The sequence below is a fragment of the Pseudomonas sp. GW821-FHT01C01 genome, from assembly GCF_059422645.1.
Map to the genome: position 1 here is coordinate 19,294 of NZ_JBWKXF010000013.1, position 15,853 is coordinate 35,146.

The 15,853-nt window shown below is 59.6% G+C and carries 12 protein-coding genes; 7 read left to right on the forward strand and 5 right to left on the reverse strand.

What is annotated here, in order from left to right; genetic code table 11:
- Window positions 1-20: 20 nt before the first annotated feature.
- Window positions 21-3,146 (reverse strand): transglycosylase domain-containing protein, encoded by a 3,126-nt coding sequence (locus AC07XF_RS11305; RefSeq protein ID WP_495026552.1) that lies wholly within the window; start codon window positions 3,144-3,146, stop codon window positions 21-23.
- Window positions 3,147-3,396: 250 nt separating this feature from the next.
- Complete coding sequence (locus AC07XF_RS11310) at window positions 3,397-3,855, reverse strand: REP-associated tyrosine transposase (RefSeq protein ID WP_495026553.1); 459 nt, start codon at window positions 3,853-3,855, stop codon at window positions 3,397-3,399.
- 480 nt (window positions 3,856-4,335) lie between these two features.
- Here AC07XF_RS11310 and AC07XF_RS11315 point away from each other — a divergent pair, with 480 nt between their 5' ends.
- Complete coding sequence (locus AC07XF_RS11315) at window positions 4,336-5,757, forward strand: amino acid permease (protein WP_495026554.1); 1,422 nt, start codon at window positions 4,336-4,338, stop codon at window positions 5,755-5,757.
- A 112-nt stretch (window positions 5,758-5,869) separates the two neighbouring features.
- Here the strand turns inward: AC07XF_RS11315 and AC07XF_RS11320 are convergent, their stop codons facing one another.
- Window positions 5,870-7,009 carry an OpgC family protein gene (locus tag AC07XF_RS11320; protein ID WP_495026555.1) on the reverse strand — a complete coding sequence of 380 codons (1,140 nt, stop codon included), beginning with the start codon at window positions 7,007-7,009 and terminating at the stop codon, window positions 5,870-5,872.
- A gap of 246 nt (window positions 7,010-7,255) precedes the next feature.
- Here AC07XF_RS11320 and AC07XF_RS11325 point away from each other — a divergent pair, with 246 nt between their 5' ends.
- Genes AC07XF_RS11325 through AC07XF_RS11335 form a run of 3 tightly spaced genes read left to right on the forward strand, consistent with a single transcriptional unit; the run spans window position 7,256 to window position 10,142 of the window.
- On the forward strand, window positions 7,256-7,630 hold the full coding sequence (locus tag AC07XF_RS11325; protein ID WP_495026556.1) for a GtrA family protein: 375 nt from the start codon (window positions 7,256-7,258) through the stop codon (window positions 7,628-7,630).
- Window positions 7,627-8,592 (forward strand): glycosyltransferase family 2 protein, encoded by a 966-nt coding sequence (locus tag AC07XF_RS11330; protein ID WP_495026557.1) that lies wholly within the window; start codon window positions 7,627-7,629, stop codon window positions 8,590-8,592. The genes AC07XF_RS11325 and AC07XF_RS11330 overlap by 4 nt, the downstream gene beginning before the upstream one ends.
- Window positions 8,589-10,142 (forward strand): glycosyltransferase family 39 protein, encoded by a 1,554-nt coding sequence (locus AC07XF_RS11335; RefSeq protein ID WP_495026558.1) that lies wholly within the window; start codon window positions 8,589-8,591, stop codon window positions 10,140-10,142. Before AC07XF_RS11330 ends, AC07XF_RS11335 begins: the two co-directional genes overlap by 4 nt.
- A gap of 33 nt (window positions 10,143-10,175) precedes the next feature.
- Here AC07XF_RS11335 and AC07XF_RS11340 read toward each other — a convergent pair whose 3' ends face one another.
- Window positions 10,176-11,795 carry an FMN-binding glutamate synthase family protein gene (locus tag AC07XF_RS11340; RefSeq protein ID WP_495026559.1) on the reverse strand — a complete coding sequence of 540 codons (1,620 nt, stop codon included), beginning with the start codon at window positions 11,793-11,795 and terminating at the stop codon, window positions 10,176-10,178.
- Window positions 11,796-11,960: 165 nt separating this feature from the next.
- The gene (locus tag AC07XF_RS11345; protein WP_008000231.1) at window positions 11,961-12,761 is read right to left on the reverse strand and encodes a helix-turn-helix transcriptional regulator; all 801 of its coding nucleotides are present in this window, start codon (window positions 12,759-12,761) and stop codon (window positions 11,961-11,963) included.
- Window positions 12,762-12,885: 124 nt separating this feature from the next.
- Here AC07XF_RS11345 and AC07XF_RS11350 point away from each other — a divergent pair, with 124 nt between their 5' ends.
- The 3 genes from AC07XF_RS11350 (at window position 12,886) to AC07XF_RS11360 (ending at window position 15,837) form a co-directional block, all read left to right on the forward strand.
- Complete coding sequence (locus tag AC07XF_RS11350; RefSeq protein ID WP_495026560.1) at window positions 12,886-13,707, forward strand: carbon-nitrogen hydrolase family protein; 822 nt, start codon at window positions 12,886-12,888, stop codon at window positions 13,705-13,707.
- Window positions 13,708-13,913: 206 nt separating this feature from the next.
- Entirely contained in the window at window positions 13,914-15,239 is a 1,326-nt protein-coding gene (locus tag AC07XF_RS11355; RefSeq protein WP_007985737.1) for an APC family permease, read from the forward strand.
- 166 nt (window positions 15,240-15,405) lie between these two features.
- Complete coding sequence (locus AC07XF_RS11360; protein WP_495026561.1) at window positions 15,406-15,837, forward strand: NUDIX hydrolase; 432 nt, start codon at window positions 15,406-15,408, stop codon at window positions 15,835-15,837.
- Window positions 15,838-15,853: the final 16 nt, after the last annotated feature.

Sequence of the window (15,853 nt, forward strand, 5' to 3'; positions counted from 1 at the left end):
AAAAATACATAAGTACCACTCTACCTTTGCGCCTGGCGTGTAGCGGTCGTCGCCGCTCCCTGGCACATCGTGTGGGTGCCCGGTTGCAGATACGGCGTCAGTATCGGTGCCATGCCCTTGAGCACCTGCACAGGCAGCGCCGAGGTAAAGGTGAAGCTTTCCGCCGAGCGTCCCGGTACGAAGGCGGTCAGGGTGCCGAAATGGTGATCGCCGATGTAGAACACGAAGGTGGCCGTGCGGTTGAGCGATTTTGAACTGAGAATCCGTCCGCCGGAACCGATGGCTTCGATGCGGTTGTCGCCGGTGCCGGTCTTGCCGCCCATGGCCAGTGGTGTGCCGTCGGGCAGTTTGAAACTGCCGGCGACCCGTTTGGCGGTACCGGCGTCCACCACTTGCGAGAGGGCTTCGCGCATGGCGGTGGCGACCTCGGACGGCATCACCCGTTTGCCGACATCCGGGTCGTTGATCAACTGGGTTTCATAGGGCGTGCCAGCGGCAAAATGCAGGCTGTCGATGCGCAGCGTCGGCATGCGCACGCCGTCGTTGAGGATGGTGCCGATCAGCTCGGCCAGGGCTGCCGGACGGTCGCCGGAGCTGCCGATGGCGGTGGCGAGCGACGGCACCAGATGGTCGAACGGATAGCCGACTTTCTGCCAGCGCTGGTGAATGTCGAGGAACGCTTCGATCTCCAGCATGGTACGGATGCGGCTGTCGCGGGCGCCCTTGTGCCGGCTCTTGAACAGCCAGCTGTAGACTTCCTGGCGTTCGAACTGGCTGGCCTTGACGATTTCGCCCCACTTGGCGTCGGGGTGGTTCAGCAAGTAGCCCATCAGCCACAGGTCCAGCGGGTGAACCTTGGCGATGAAGCCCTGGTCGGGCAGGTCGTAGGTGCCGGGGCCATAGGATTCATAGAGCCGCTGCAGGCGCTCGTCGGTGAGTTTTTCGGTGAGCTTTTCACCCTTGAGGTGCGAGCGCACGAAGGAGTTGAAGCTTTGCTGGCTGGCCTGCGGCAGCAGGTAGCGGTGTACGGCGGCCATGCGGATCGGTGTCGGGCGCATGCTGTCGAGGAAGGTGTCGAGCCGTTCCTGAGTGTCCTTGTTGCGGTATTTTTTCCAGAACTTGAGCAGGAACGACGTGCCCTCGCGGTCGGCGAATGAGGCCAAATACTCCTGACGCCGTGGGTCGCGGTCGTCCTTGAACAGTTCGGCGCTGCTATTGGGGCCGGAATAGGTCGCATAGCGCACCAGGTCTCGCATCAGGCGAATGAACGGCAGGTTGATCGACTCGCGCAGGGCGTCGCGCAGGGTCGGTATCCGGCCGTTGTCCTCTTTGCGGAAGTTGTGGAACACATGCAGGCCGCCCCCGGTGAAAAACGCTTCGCCGGGGCTGGCGGAATATTTGCGGTCCAGGGCAGCACCGAGCATTTTCTGCAGGTCGCGGTCGTTGTTCTCGATCAGGTAATCGACCGCCCAGCGGCTCAGGCGGTCCTGATCCGGCACGTCGACTTTCTTCAGTTCCGCAACGGTCATGTCGGCGTACTTGTCGTGCAGCTCCGAGATGATTTGCAGATAGGTGGTGAGCACGCGCATTTTCGCGGTGGAACCCAGTTCCAGTTTGCTGCCTTCATTGATGTCGAACGGCTGGTCAGTGCTGTCGGTCTGCACTCGAACCCGCGAGCCGTCCGGGGTCAGTTCGAACAGGGTGAAGCTGTAGCGCACCTGGGTGGTGCTGGTGGGGGTCAACAAACGTTCGCCCATCAGGCCGATTTCCGCCGCATAGGCAGGGTCGGCGAGTTTTTTCAGGTACGCGGTGGCCTGGGTTTGCAGTTCCCCTTGCAGGGTGCTGGTGGCAGACAGGTCGAGGCGGTCGAGGTCGTACAGCGGACGATTGAGCAAACCGGCCAGGCGGCTGCGGGCCACGCTGATGCCTTTGTTGGTTTCGATCGGTTGAATGGTCGGCTGGGTCGCCCAGTCGCGATACGTCACCTTGCTGGCCAGTGCCGCGGCGGCGAACGGCGCATCGATCACATTGTTCTGGGCCAGCAAACGAATATGACTGTCGGTGAGGTCGGCCAACTCATCGCGGCCCTTGGTCAGGTAATGCGACGGGCGGCGCTGCGCAATCATCAGCGACAGCATTTCGCGCAGGGCCAGGCCTTTGTCCGCCATGGTCTTTGGATCCGTCGCGGTGCTGGACAACGCTTCGTTGGCCAGTTTGAAGTCGGAGCCGTACCACACGCGCAACCCTTCAGCCATGCCATGCACTTCACCGTGGCCCGGTACGGCCGACAGCGGCACGCTGTTGAGGTAGTCGCGCACCACATTCTGCCGGACTTCGAGGGTTTGCGGCCCGGCCTGATAGGCGCGTACGGTAGCGGAAATCATCTGGCGAATTTTTTCTGCGCCATTGACCGTCAGACCATCAGGGGAATGCCGGTACTTCTCCAGTTGCGTGGCCAGGGTACTGCCACCGGCGGCTTGGCCGGGCACGTGCAACATCTTGGCCACCTGGGACCACGCTGCCATACCGAACCGCGGCCAGTCCACGGCTGGGTTGGCCAGAGGTTGCCTGGGGTCAAGCAGGAAGCGGTTCTCGATGAACAGCAGGCTGTTGACCACCACCGGCGGAATCGAGGCAAAGGATGAATAAAGCTGCTGTGGATAGTTGTACTGGTACAGCGGCGCTGCGCGGCAATCGGTGATCGACAGCCCGGCCTGGATCTTCTCGGCATAGGGTACGAACAGGCCCTGGTCGCTGTACTTCAACAGCGCCGGGGAAAAGCGGGTTTGCGCCTCAACGACGAAATCGCGCTTGATCAAGCGCGGCAGGAATTCATCCAGCGAGCTGTAGCCCAGGCGCCGATCGAACGGGCCGTCGCCCGGATAGCGAATCGCATCGCTGGGGCCGGGTTTGAGCTCATAGCTCAGGGACGCGGCGTATTTGCTGACTTCCCGGGCTTGAAACCTGGAGGTACGCATCTCCCTCGCGGCGGCCAGCCCCACGACAATCGCGATAATCAACAGCAGTAACCAGAACGCTCCCCAGCCGTGTCTGGAACGACGGGGTTTTTCAGGTAACGGCGCTTCATCCACACCTTCAGTCGGGACCACGGTTTTACTCGAATCGGTTTGCCACAAAGCGCCCATAGTCGACTGATCCATTCACGCAGATTTATCGGACTTGTCTGAAGCTTAGACGGTGGTTGGCGAAGGTGAAAAAAATGTGAAGTGCAAAATGTCGGGTTTTTGCCGTTTCCTGTGGCGAGGGAGCTTGCTCCCGTTGGGCTGCGAAGCAGCCCCAAACTCTGTAATTACCGTTTGGTATGGTTTTGCGCCTGCTGCGCAGTCGAGCGGGAGCAAGCTCCCTCGCCACAAAGGTGTGGTCAGTAGATGGATTTCAGAGCCAACACGCATCCCAGAGCGGGTAGTCGCCAATTTTCTCTACCAGACCTGCCCGCAATGGATTGGCAACGATGTAACGGGCGAACGGTAGAAGGTCCTCTCCATCGCGTATTGCCCGGTCGTGGTAGCCGGATTGCCAGAAGGCTCCACTTTCGTTCAATTTCCGGTTGATGGTGAGGGTGCTCCGGGATTTGATGGCCTGCATGAGTTGCGCCAGCGTGTAGCGTTCAAGCTGTATTAACCAGTGGAAATGGTCCGGCATGATGACCCAGGCCATTGAATCGACCCATTTTTGATCATGGGCTCGCCTGAACTCCTCAACCAAAAGGCGTCCAAGCCGCCAATCCGCGAATATTCGGCGGCGCTGATGCACGACTGCGGTAATTAAGTAGCCCCGTCCTGGTTCTGAGTAACGTCCACGGCGCAATAGATGCGAGTTTGGATGTGGAGGCATTCCGTTGCTCCCTTTTGCGTTTGACTAAATACGCTAGCTCCTCGTTTTCCTGCTTGAACCTGCATTTATTGAGTGAAATTTCCCTACTCGTTGAAGGATTCGGATCCACGCAGTGCTTTTGTGGCGAGGGAGCTTGCTCCCGCTGGACTGCGAAGCAGTCCCCATACCAGCAACTCTGATCGGTCTGGAATATCTGGTTTTTGGGTTTTGCGCCTGCTGCGCAGCCGAGCGGGAGCAAGCTCCCTCGCCACAGTAGAGTGGGCTGAAACACTTGAATTAGAGCTTTCCAGACTTTGGCAGGGGCATGACGATGCACCATTGTTGTGCAATACTCGGCGCCGCTTTTCCCACTGATTTTGCGGGTTTTTCCTACAAGACGGCTCTGCTCACGAAGCAGGGTCGGTTCGGGAGGCGATGGCTTATCGGTCAGCGCTTCGCCACTCGGTGGTCATATCCAATAACAAGACGAGGTTGTCACCAATGTCCACAGGCAATCACCTGCCCCAAGGCGAGACCGCTCAGGGCGGTCCGCTTAAACGTGAACTCGGCGAGCGGCATATTCGCCTGATGGCACTCGGCGCCTGTATCGGCGTCGGCCTGTTCCTGGGTTCGGCCAAGGCCATCGAAATGGCCGGCCCGGCCATCATGCTGTCTTATATCATCGGCGGTCTGGCGATCCTGGTGATCATGCGCGCCCTCGGCGAGATGGCCGTGCACAACCCGGTCGCCGGCTCGTTCAGCCGTTATGCCCAAGACTATCTCGGCCCGTTGGCGGGCTTCCTGACCGGCTGGAACTACTGGTTCCTGTGGCTGGTGACCTGCGTTGCGGAAATCACTGCCGTGGCGGTCTACATGGGCATCTGGTTTCCCGACGTGCCGCGCTGGATCTGGGCGCTCGCTGCGCTGATCAGCATGGGCTCGATCAACCTGATCGCGGTCAAGGCCTTCGGTGAATTCGAATTCTGGTTTGCCCTGATCAAGATCGTCACCATCATTGCGATGGTGTTCGGCGGCATCGGCATCATCGCCTTCGGCTTCGGCAACGACGGTGTGGCCCTGGGGATTTCCAACCTGTGGACCCACGGCGGCTTCATGCCCAACGGCGTGCAAGGCGTGTTGATGTCACTGCAAATGGTGATGTTCGCCTACCTCGGCGTGGAGATGATCGGCCTGACCGCCGGCGAGGCGAAGAATCCGCAAAAGACCATCCCGAACGCCATCGGCTCGGTGTTCTGGCGGATTCTGCTGTTCTACGTCGGCGCGTTGTTCGTGATCCTGTCGATCTACCCATGGAACGAAATCGGCACCCAGGGCAGCCCGTTCGTGATGACCTTCGAGCGTCTGGGCATCAAGACCGCTGCCGGCATCATCAACTTCGTGGTGATCACCGCTGCGCTGTCGTCCTGCAACGGCGGCATCTTCAGCACCGGGCGCATGCTCTACAGCCTGGCGCAGAACGGCCAGGCTCCGGCGGGGTTCGCCAAGACGTCGAGCAACGGTGTACCGCGGCGTGCGCTGCTGCTGTCGATTGGCGCGTTGCTGCTGGGTGTATTGCTCAACTATCTGGTGCCGGAAAAGGTCTTTGTCTGGGTGACGGCGATTGCCACCTTCGGCGCGATCTGGACCTGGGTGATGATCCTGCTGGCCCAGCTGAAATTCCGCAAAGGCCTGAGCGCCAGCGAACAGGCCGGTCTGAAATACCGCATGTGGCTGTACCCGGTCAGTTCATACATGGCGCTGGCGTTCCTGGTGCTGGTGGTCGGCCTGATGGCGTACTTCCCGGACACCCGCGTGGCGCTGTATGTGGGACCTGCGTTCCTGGTGCTGCTGACCGTGCTGTTTTACGTGTTCAAGCTGCAACCGACCAATGCTTCACAAGGCGCGGCGCGTTCGGTTTCGTAAGTTGTAACGTCTGAAACTGTAGGAGCGAGCTTGCTCGCGATGGACTCGAAAACGCCGCGTTTAGCCAGTAAAGACGCGTAATCGTTAACGACCATCGCGAGCAAGCTCGCTCCTACATAAGGCGGTCCAGTGCGGGCACAGTTTTCAGTGCTCGATTCAAACGCTTGTTGAACTCAAGCCACGCTCCCAGCAACGCCATCAACCCGGCCCCCACCAGTGCGGTAAAGATCTGCATGGCGAAAGCATCGTCGGTCAACGCATTGACCATGTCCGCCAATGGCGCCAGCAGCACGCCCAGACAGAAAATCTCCAGCGAGAAACGGCCCATGCGGCAGCTTTGCTGCGCCAGCCAGTTTTGCGTCCATCCACTGTCGGGAATCAGTTTCGCCGTGACGTAGGCCAGTGCCAGGAAGTGCAGCAGGCGCACAGGGGAAAGATCGGTCTTGCTGATGGGGTACAGAAAGTTTTGCACGCTCGCCGGGATCACGGCATCGTGAATTTCCGGCCAACGCCACAAGACGGTCAACACCCCCGCGGCCACTGCATACAGCGCCGCACTCACAAACAACGGCTGGCGTATCAGCGGGCGAGATTCGGGCAAGCGCGGGCGCTGGCTGTGGATCGCAGCGGCACCGCCGAGCACGAACAGCAACTGCCAGGCAACCGGGTTGAAATACCACACGCCGTCCTTGATGGCCGCCAGGTTCCAGCCAGCCAGCGGCACCATCAGGTACAGCGCCACCGACATCGCGACCACCACCCAGGCTTTGCGCACCAGCAGCGGCAGCACCAGGGGCAAGCCCGCCAACAGCACGATGTACAACGGCAGCGGGTCCATCAGGTTCGGTTTGAAGCGCAGCAGCAACTCATCGATCAACGCTTGCTGCGGGTTGCTGATGAAGTGATGCATGCCCATTTCCTCCACCAGATCCCGTGTTTCCACGTGGCTGTTGGCGAAAAACACAATGCCCATCAGCATCGCCAGCAGGAAAATATGCACCACGTAGAGCACCCACGCGCGGCGCAGGATTTTCACGCAGGCGATCAGAAAGCCTTCGCGTGCCAGGACTTTGCCGTACGCCAGCACGGCCGCGTAACCGGCCAGAAACACGAAAACCTCGGCCGCATCGCTGAAACCGAAGTTACGCAAGGTGATTTGCCCCAAAGGGTTGTGGGGCACGTGATCCCAAAAGATGAAGATCAGTGCCAGACCACGAAAAAAGTCGATCCGGTGATCGCGCGCTAACGTCATGGCAGCAGGCTCGTAACAGCAGGTGAAAATGGGCTTGGCCGTGGGCGCAAAAGGCCGCGCGCTCAAGCGGCGGCGCGCAGGGTGGACTGATTCGCGGGCAATTGCAAAGTCGGGATATTACCGGATGTCTCGGGCGTTGCCCCGAGGCTCAACCGCTGGTCTGAAAGGTTCAAAAACCTGCGATTTCTGACAGTAGACAGGCTCAAATATTAATGAGTGCAACGTTCTAAAAAGCGGGAGTCTCCCATGAGACTGTTGTGGAAAGGGCTGTCCAGTTACACGGTGATCGGGGTCGCCAACACCCTGATTCACTGGCAGATCTTTTTCCTGCTGAGCGTCGCCGCCGGCCTCAGTCAGGCAGTCAGCAACCTGGCGGCATTTTGCGTGGCTGCGTCGTTCTCCTTCTACATGAACGCGCAATTTACCTTCGCCACCCGGATCTCGGTCGTTGGTTATCTACTGTTTGTTTCGGGAATGGGGGCATTGAGCCTGGGTGTCGGCCATTTGGGCGACGTCTGGCGATTGCACGGGTTGCTCACCGTGGCCCTGTTTTCGGCATTGAGCCTGGTGCTCGGCTTCCTGTATTCCAAATACGTGGTGTTTCGCGAGCGTGACGCATGAAAGTCTCGTTGATTGTTCCGGTGTTCAATGAAGAACAGGCGATCGACCTGTTCTACCAGGCCGTGCGCCAGGAACCCTCGCTAAGCCCCTATCAGGTTGAAATCCTGTTTATCAATGACGGCAGCACCGATCACACTTTATTGCTGGCGGGTTCGATCGCTCGGCAGGACAGCGATGTGCTGTTGATTAATTTTTCGCGCAACTTCGGCAAGGAGCCTGCGCTGTTTGCCGGGCTGGAACATGCCACCGGTGATGCGGTCATTCCGATGGATGTGGACTTGCAAGACCCGGTCAGTGTCATTTCCCGGCTGATCAAGGAGTGGACCGATGGCGCTGACGTGGTGCTTGCCAAGCGCCGCAATCGTTCGGCCGACGGTTATTTCAAACGCCATTTCGCGGCCCTGTTCTATCACCTGCTCAATCGAATTGCCTCGACTCGCATCGAAGAAAATGTCGGTGATTTTCGCTTGATGGACAGGAAAGTCGTCGACGTCATCAAGAGCCTGCCGGAGCAGCAGCTGTTCATGAAGGGGGTGCTGTCATGGGCCGGATTCAATACGCGAGTCATTGAGTACGATCGCGCGCCACGTGCCGCCGGCAAAAGCAAATTCAATATCTGGAAGCTATGGAACCTGGCACTTGAAGGCATCACCTCGTTCAGCACGGTGCCGTTGCGTGTTTGGTCCTACGTGGGTGGCATCATCTCGCTGGCGGCACTTGTGTATGCGGCCTACATGATTCTGGACAAGATTCTGTTCGGCAACGATGTCCCGGGGTATCCGTCCCTGATGACAGCGATTCTGTTTCTGGGCGGTGTTCAATTGATTGGCATCGGCATCCTCGGTGAATACATCGGGCGCATCTATATGGAGTCCAAGCATCGGCCCCGCTATGTCATCAAGGACATCATCAAAGGCAGTGACGAGCCAGCCGACAAACCCTCACTGAAGAGGATTGTATGAACACGATGGAACACCTGGCCGAGGATGTTCAGGTGCGTCGGTGGCGTCTGGCCGTCTATCCATCGATTGTGCTGGCGTTGTTCACCCTGGCCCTGATCGTTCGATTTCACGGGATTTCAGTCCCGATCATCTGGTACGACGAAGGCTATAGCCTGATGCTGAGCGAGCGTTCGCCGGCATTGATCTGGTCCACCACGGCGGGAGACGTTCATCCACCGTTGTATTACGTGATTCTTCATTACTGGACGATGCTGTTTGGTACCAGTGTGGTGGCTGTGCGCGGCCTGAGCGCCGTGGCGGATGTGGGCACGGTGCTGCTCTGTATCAAACTGATGAGTCTGCTCGCCACGCGAAGAGCGGCCTGTATCGCCGCAGTTTTGCTGGTGTTGCTGCCGATCACGGTTCGTTACAGCCAGGAAGTGCGCATGTACACGCTCGTCGGTTTCTGGCTGATGGCCGCCACGGTTGCGCTGGTCTGCTGGAGTCGGCAACCGCAACTCAAACGCTATCCCGTGATGTACGTGCTGCTGATGACAGCAGCTTTCTACACACACTACTTTGCAGCGCTCGGTGTGCTGGTGCATTGGCTGTATTGGTCGGGACTGGGCAGTAGCGAGTCGGCATTGTTGCCTGTGCGCAAGTGGCTGATGGCCAATGTCGCGATTGTCGCGCTGTATTCGCCCTGGTTACCGCATCTGATTGACCAGACGTGGAAAATGAAAGGGCTCGAATGGATATCGCCGACCACATGGGAGATGTTGCCGAGCTTTATCGCGCAATGTGCGGCGATGATTTCAACCACGGAGGGCGGGTTGTGGGGGACGCTGATTGTCTCGGCGGTGGTGATCGCCTGTTGTGTGATGGCGTGGCGGTATAGGCGCACGGACCGCCGCTCGACCGTGCTGGTCATCGGCTACTTCTTCGTGCCGCTCATCACGGCATTTTTCTTGTCATTGGCCGTTCCGATCTTCGTTCCCAGGTACCTGGTGTTTGCCGCAGCCGGTTTGCCTTTGTTCGTCGCCGTTGTGCTGGATCGGTTGGCTGAACGACGTCCTGTGATTGCACTCCTCTGCTTGAGTGTGTTTGTTGCAGGGGAAGTACATGGACTGCAGAAAGTGTATTCGCAGGAAGACGGGATGAACGGAACCTTCATTCGTAAAATGGCCAGGCTGGATACGTTGGCAGATGGCATCAAGAGGGAGGCCGAGGCGGGCGACGAGTTGGTCATTGACGGCTTGTACTGGTATTTGCCATTCCATTACTACAACACCACGGGTATCCAGCCGAGGCTTTACATCGCCCGATTACCGACAGGAGCTTCGGACGGTCCCTTCAACTATGGTGGCTGGCTTCTTATCCCTCAGACGTTGGACTGGATTTTTTTCGACAATGTCGCAACGGTAAAACTCAGTTCCAAAAGAGTCTGGTGGGTGACCGGCAGGCCCCGGCCGGAAAAAGTCGTGACATTTCCCAAGGGGTGGAAACAGACGCAGACCCTCAAGGGAGAGGAAGTCGAGGCGCGCCTGTTTATACTCGACGGCGAGCGCTGAAGTCGTCCCGAACCTTCAGCGCTGGAGTCAACGTCAGGCGGCTGCCACTTCATTGGGCTCAAAACTGTCCGCCCGCGCCATCTGCCACATCCGCGAGTAGAACTCGCCGTTCACTTCACCGGTCAGCAGCTCGCCGGGTTTGAGGAATACATGTAACTGCGAGAACAGCTTGATCTCGGTCGCCGACATGCGCCGCACCAGGTGCTTGGCGGACAACTGCGACGGATGTTCGAGGCCGGCGGCGGCGAGCATTTCCGCCAAAGCCTTGAGCGTGCTGCGATGGAAATTGAATACGCGCTGGGCCTTGTCCGGCACCACCAGCGCACGCTGGCGCAGGGCGTCCTGGGTGGCGACGCCGGTCGGACACTTGTTGGTGTGGCAGCTCTGCGACTGGATGCAACCGATGGCGAACATGAAGCCACGCGCCGAGTTGGCCCAGTCGGCACCGATGGCCAGCACACTGGCGATGTCGAAGGCGCTGACGATCTTGCCGCTGGCGCCGAGTTTGATCTTGTCCCGCAGGTTCAGGCCCATCAGGGTGTTGTGCACGAACAGCAGGCCCTCGCGCATCGGCACGCCGATGTGGTCGGTGAACTCCACAGGCGCCGCGCCGGTACCACCTTCCTTGCCATCCACCACGATGAAGTCCGGGAGGATGCCAGTCTCCAGCATGGCCTTGGCAATGCCCATGAACTCCCACGGATGGCCGAGGCAGAACTTGAAGCCCACCGGTTTGCCACCGGACAGTTCACGCAGTTGTGCGATGAAATGCATCATTTCGATGGGCGTGGAAAACGCGCTGTGGCGCGACGGTGACACGCAGTCTTCGCCCATCAGGACGCCGCGGGTTTCGGCGATCTCTTTGGTGACCTTGTGTTTGGGCAGGATCCCGCCGTGGCCGGGCTTGGCGCCCTGGCTCATCTTGATTTCGATCATCCGCACCTGCGGCGTCCGGGCTTGCGCCGCGAAGCGTTCCGGGTCGAAGTGACCGTCGCTGGTGCGGCAACCGAAATAGCCGCTGCCCAGTTCCCAGGTCAGGTCGCCACCGTGTTCCCGGTGATAGGGGCTGATGCTGCCTTCGCCGGTGTCATGGGCAAAATTGCCGAGCTTGGCGCCCTGGTTCAACGCGCGGATGGCGTTGGCGCTCAGCGAGCCGAAGCTCATGGCTGAAATGTTGAACACCGACGCCGAGTACGGCTGGGTGCACTGCGGACCGCCGACCGTCACCCGGAAACCGCTAGGGTCGCTCAACGGTGCCGGGCGCATGGAGTGGCCGATGAATTCGAAACCCGACTGATACACGTCAATCAGCGTGCCGAAGGGTTTGTCGGCGGTTTCATTCTTGGCCCGGGAATAGACCAGCGAACGCTGGGCCCGGGAGAAGGGCAGGGCGTCGCTGTCGGATTCGAGCAGGTACTGGCGGATTTCCGGGCGGATGCCTTCGACCAGATAGCGGATATTGCCGAGGATCGGGTAATTACGACGCACCGCGTGGGGAATTTGCAGCAGGTCAAACAGGCCGATCAGGCTGAGGACGCCGGTGACGGCGGTGATCGGCCAGAGCCAGTCATAGTCAAGAAACGGCAGGCTGGCGAGGGTGAAGATCACGCAGACAGCAAAGAAGGCGTAGCGGCTCAGGAGTGACAGGCTCATACGGTTTCCTTGGGTTCGGACTCAATAAATTTGGCTAAACACAAAACACTGTGGGAGCGGGCTTGCTCGCGAAGACGGAATCACTTTCAGCATACTGATTGGCTGACACAGCGCATTCGCGAGCAAGCCCGCTCCCACATAAAAGCAAAGCGCTCCACAGGACGTTCAGGCATTTTGTGCCTGGAGAAAAATTGAAAACAGCTCGGACTGGGACTTGATCCCCAGCTTGCTGTACATGTGTTTCTTATGGACTTTCACGGTTTCGACCGAGATTTCCAGCTTACGGGCGATTTCTTTACTGGAGCAACCGCTGAGCATCAAACGCCCGACATCCAGCTCCCGGGCGGTCAACTGCGCGCCTTTGAGCTGCTGCACCGAAGCTTCCAGTTGTACCCGCCAATCGGCTTGCGGTGGTGCGGGGGCCAGGGCCACGACTTCGTTGATTTCATAGGGTAGACGCTGGCGCAACAAGCCGAGCACCCACGGCTGGATCAACGACAACAAGGCGATCTGCTGGCTACTGAAGCGCTGTGTGCTGCCCAGAGACAGGCACAGCGTGCGGTCACCTTCGAGCTGACAATTGAACTGGATTTCGTCGGCCACCACATTCAGACGAAAGTAGCGCTGGTAATACTCGGTCAACTCGAAGTGTTCCGGGGCCACTTCCGACAAACGATACAGTCCGGTGCGCGACTGCTCGCGGCAGGCAATGTAGAACGGGTCGAGCAGGTACAGGCCGCGCAGGTAATCCTGGAACAACTGGTCGGGGCTACCGTCCTCGCCTGGGCACTCGGCGAACACCTGCGGGCGCTGGTCGGCGCTGAAAAGCAGGGCCACCCAGCTGTCGAAGGACACGTACTGATCCAGCAAACGCACCAGCTGGGTCCAGAAATTGGGCTTGTCCAGGGCGTCGATCAGTTGCCCCACCGAGCGGTGCCAGGCGATGTCGTCCAACGAGAGTGTCATGCATCTACCCCTATCGTGTTACCCCAGCGGCGTGATTCCCCGCCCGGTTGCTTGCTGCGCATACTGGCGCACAGACACCGACCGGGCAATCTTTCTGCCGCCCGGTCCATAACAAGGAATACCCATGAAGGTCGAACTCGCCCAATTGGCAGGTCGTGATAACGACACGGCTTACAACCTCGAACGCACCCTGGCGGCGATTGCCGGGTGCGCAGCCGACACGCAGCTGATCATGTTCCCTGAAGGCCATTTGATGGGCTTCCCTTCGGCCGAGTCCGTCGCCGAGGTGGCCGAGGCGCTTAACGGACCGTCCGTCAGCTCGGTGATCGCCGCCGCCCGCGAGCACAATATCGCCGTGGCCATCGGCATGGCCGAGAACGACAACGGCCGCTTCTACAACACCACGCTGCTGATCACCCCTGAAGGCATTGCGCTGAAATACCGCAAGACTCACTTGTGGGCCTCGGATCGCGGTGTCTACGAGGCGGGCGATCGCTACGCCACCTGCCTGTGGAACGGCGTGCGCGTGGGCCTGCTGATTTGCTACGACATCGAATTCCCCGAAAGCGCCCGCGCCCTGGCGCAACTGGGTGCCGAACTGTTGATTGTCACCAACGGCAACATGGACCCGTATGGCCCGACCCACCGCACCGCAATCATGGCCCGCGCCCAGGAAAACCAGGCGTTTGCGCTGATGGTCAACCGGGTGGAAGCGGGTGACGGTGGTTTGCTGTTTGCCGGCGGCAGCGCATTGGTCGATCCGCTGGGCACCTTGTTGTTCGAAGCCGGACGCGAGGAAGGGCAGTTTGCGGTCGAGCTGGACCTGAACCAGCTGACGGCGGCGCGCCAGGATTATCGCTATCTGGATGATCAGCGGCTGAAGTTGCCGGGGGAGGTGGTCGAGCAGGCCGGCGGGTTGCGCGAGCTGCTGATTCCCAAAAGCTGATCCGGATTCTGTGTGGCTGGTGCTGGCCCCTTCGCGAGCAAGCCCGCTCCCACATAAAACCAATGTGGGAGCGGGCTTGCTCGCGAAGAGGCCCTCCCAAACGACACACCTGCTTGATCATTCACCGAAGAACAACAACGCAACACCCGTAATTTGCGCCGAACTCGGCTCTGCCATAAATCCAATAAAATTCGGAGTAGTCGCTCATGGCTCGTTTGCAACGCACCCTGTCGCTGGGGTCGGTGGTGCTGTTTGGCATCGCCTACATGACGCCGATCATTGTGCTCGGCACCTTTGGCATCCTCGCTCAATCCACCGCCGGCATGGTGCCGGCCGCGTACCTTGCAGCACTGGTGGCCATGTTCTTCACCGCCATGAGCTACGGGCGCATGGCCTCGGCGTTCCCGGTGGCCGGCTCGGCCTACAGCTATGTGCGCAAGGCCATCAGCCCGAAACTCGGGTTCATCGCCGGTTGGGCGGTGCTGCTCGATTACCTGTTCCTGCCCATGGCGATCTGGCTGATCGGCGCGGCCTACCTCAACTCCGCATTCCCCGCGGTGCCGCAGTGGATCTGGGTGCTGGCGTTCATCGGCATCACCAGCGCGATCAACATCGTCGGCCTGAAACTGGCCAACGGCATCAACGCCTTGCTGATGCTGGTGCAGTTCCTGGTGCTGATCGCGTTCGTCGCGTTGTGCGTGCATTACGTCGGTGGTGATGCGAGTACGCCGTTGTGGTCGATCAAACCGTTCTTCAATGGCGACATGCAGATGCCGTTGATCATGAGCGGCGCGGCCATCGCCTGCTACTCGTTCCTCGGTTTCGACGCGGTCAGCACCCTGACCGAAGAAACCCGCGATCCACGTCGCACCATTCCCCGGGCAATCATGTTGATCACCCTGATCGGCGGGTTGATTTTCGTTGGCGTGTCGTACTTCGTGCAGATCGCCCATCCGTCGTTCCAGTTCGAAAGTGTCGACTCGGCGGCCTATGAAATTGCCCGCAACATTGGCGGTGACCTGTTCGTCTCGATCTTCCTGATCGGCCTGATCGTCGGTCAGTTCGCCTCGGGTCTGTCGGCCCAGGCCAGCGGTTCGCGGTTGCTGTATGCCATGGGCCGTGACGGCGTGCTGCCGAAAGCGTTTTTCGGCACCTTGCACGAACGCTTCGGCACGCCGATCAACAGCATCCTGCTGTGTGCGGTGGTGGCGTTGCTGGCACTGAAACTGGACGTCACCACCTCGACCTCGTTCATCAACTTCGGCGCGTTCCTGGCGTTCAGCCTGGTCAACCTGTCGGTGATCTTCCATTACTGGATCGGTGGCGAGAAGAAAGGCCTGCGTGAACTGGTGCTGTTCCTGCTGTTTCCGTTCATCGGCCTGGCAGCGGATTTGTGGCTGATGGTCAGCCTCGATCATCTGGCGGTTTATCTGGGGTTGAGCTGGCTGGCGATTGGTGTGGTGTACCTGGCGGTGTTGACCGGCGGTTTCCGTCGGCAGCCGCCGGAAATGGATTTCCAGGAAGCTGCATAAGCCAGGCCACACCCCTTGTAGGAGCCGGCTTGCCGGCGATAGCAATCTCAAGACTTGCGTCGCTGGTGAGAGGGACATCGCTGGCAAGCCAGCTCCTACAATGGCATTGCCGGTCTTCTGCCCTCATGTGATCCTTGCGCCTTTCATCCACGACCGAATCTGATCCATGACACTTTTATCCGCGTCACCTCGCATCATCCGCATCGCCGCTGCCCTGCTGATCGACCCTGACGGCCGCACGTTGCTGGTGCGCAAGCGCGGTACCACGGCGTTCATGCAGCCGGGTGGCAAGATTGAGCCTCACGAGCTGCCGGTTCATGCGCTGGCCCGTGAGCTGGAAGAAGAGTTGGGTCTGGACATCGACCCGGCGCAGGCCGTTTACCTCGGTCCCTTCTCGGCACCGGCGGCCAACGAGCCGGGCTTTGTCGTACACGCCGAGATTTTTCAATTGAGCATCGATGCCGACGTGACGCCGGCGGCGGAGATCGAAGAAGTGATCTGGATCGACCCGGCCACCGAGGGTGGTGTCGTTCTGGCGCCATTGACACGGGACCTGATCCTGCCGTTTTATCGAGCATCGCTGACCGCGATCGCCTGATCATTACGCAAAGGAC

Excerpts from the sequence above, each read along its gene's own strand:
- AC07XF_RS11305 (WP_495026552.1), bottom strand. The coding sequence starts at position 3,146 with ATGGGCGCTTTGTGGCAAACCGATTCGAGTAAAACCGTGGTCCCGACT.
- AC07XF_RS11310 (WP_495026553.1), bottom strand. The coding sequence starts at position 3,855 with ATGCCTCCACATCCAAACTCGCATCTATTGCGCCGTGGACGTTACTCA.
- AC07XF_RS11315 (WP_495026554.1), top strand. The coding sequence starts at position 4,336 with ATGTCCACAGGCAATCACCTGCCCCAAGGCGAGACCGCTCAGGGCGGT.
- AC07XF_RS11320 (WP_495026555.1), bottom strand. The coding sequence starts at position 7,009 with ATGACGTTAGCGCGCGATCACCGGATCGACTTTTTTCGTGGTCTGGCA.
- AC07XF_RS11325 (WP_495026556.1), top strand. The coding sequence starts at position 7,256 with ATGAGACTGTTGTGGAAAGGGCTGTCCAGTTACACGGTGATCGGGGTC.
- AC07XF_RS11330 (WP_495026557.1), top strand. The coding sequence starts at position 7,627 with ATGAAAGTCTCGTTGATTGTTCCGGTGTTCAATGAAGAACAGGCGATC.
- AC07XF_RS11335 (WP_495026558.1), top strand. The coding sequence starts at position 8,589 with ATGAACACGATGGAACACCTGGCCGAGGATGTTCAGGTGCGTCGGTGG.
- AC07XF_RS11340 (WP_495026559.1), bottom strand. The coding sequence starts at position 11,795 with ATGAGCCTGTCACTCCTGAGCCGCTACGCCTTCTTTGCTGTCTGCGTG.
- AC07XF_RS11345 (WP_008000231.1), bottom strand. The coding sequence starts at position 12,761 with ATGACACTCTCGTTGGACGACATCGCCTGGCACCGCTCGGTGGGGCAA.
- AC07XF_RS11350 (WP_495026560.1), top strand. The coding sequence starts at position 12,886 with ATGAAGGTCGAACTCGCCCAATTGGCAGGTCGTGATAACGACACGGCT.
- AC07XF_RS11355 (WP_007985737.1), top strand. The coding sequence starts at position 13,914 with ATGGCTCGTTTGCAACGCACCCTGTCGCTGGGGTCGGTGGTGCTGTTT.
- AC07XF_RS11360 (WP_495026561.1), top strand. The coding sequence starts at position 15,406 with ATGACACTTTTATCCGCGTCACCTCGCATCATCCGCATCGCCGCTGCC.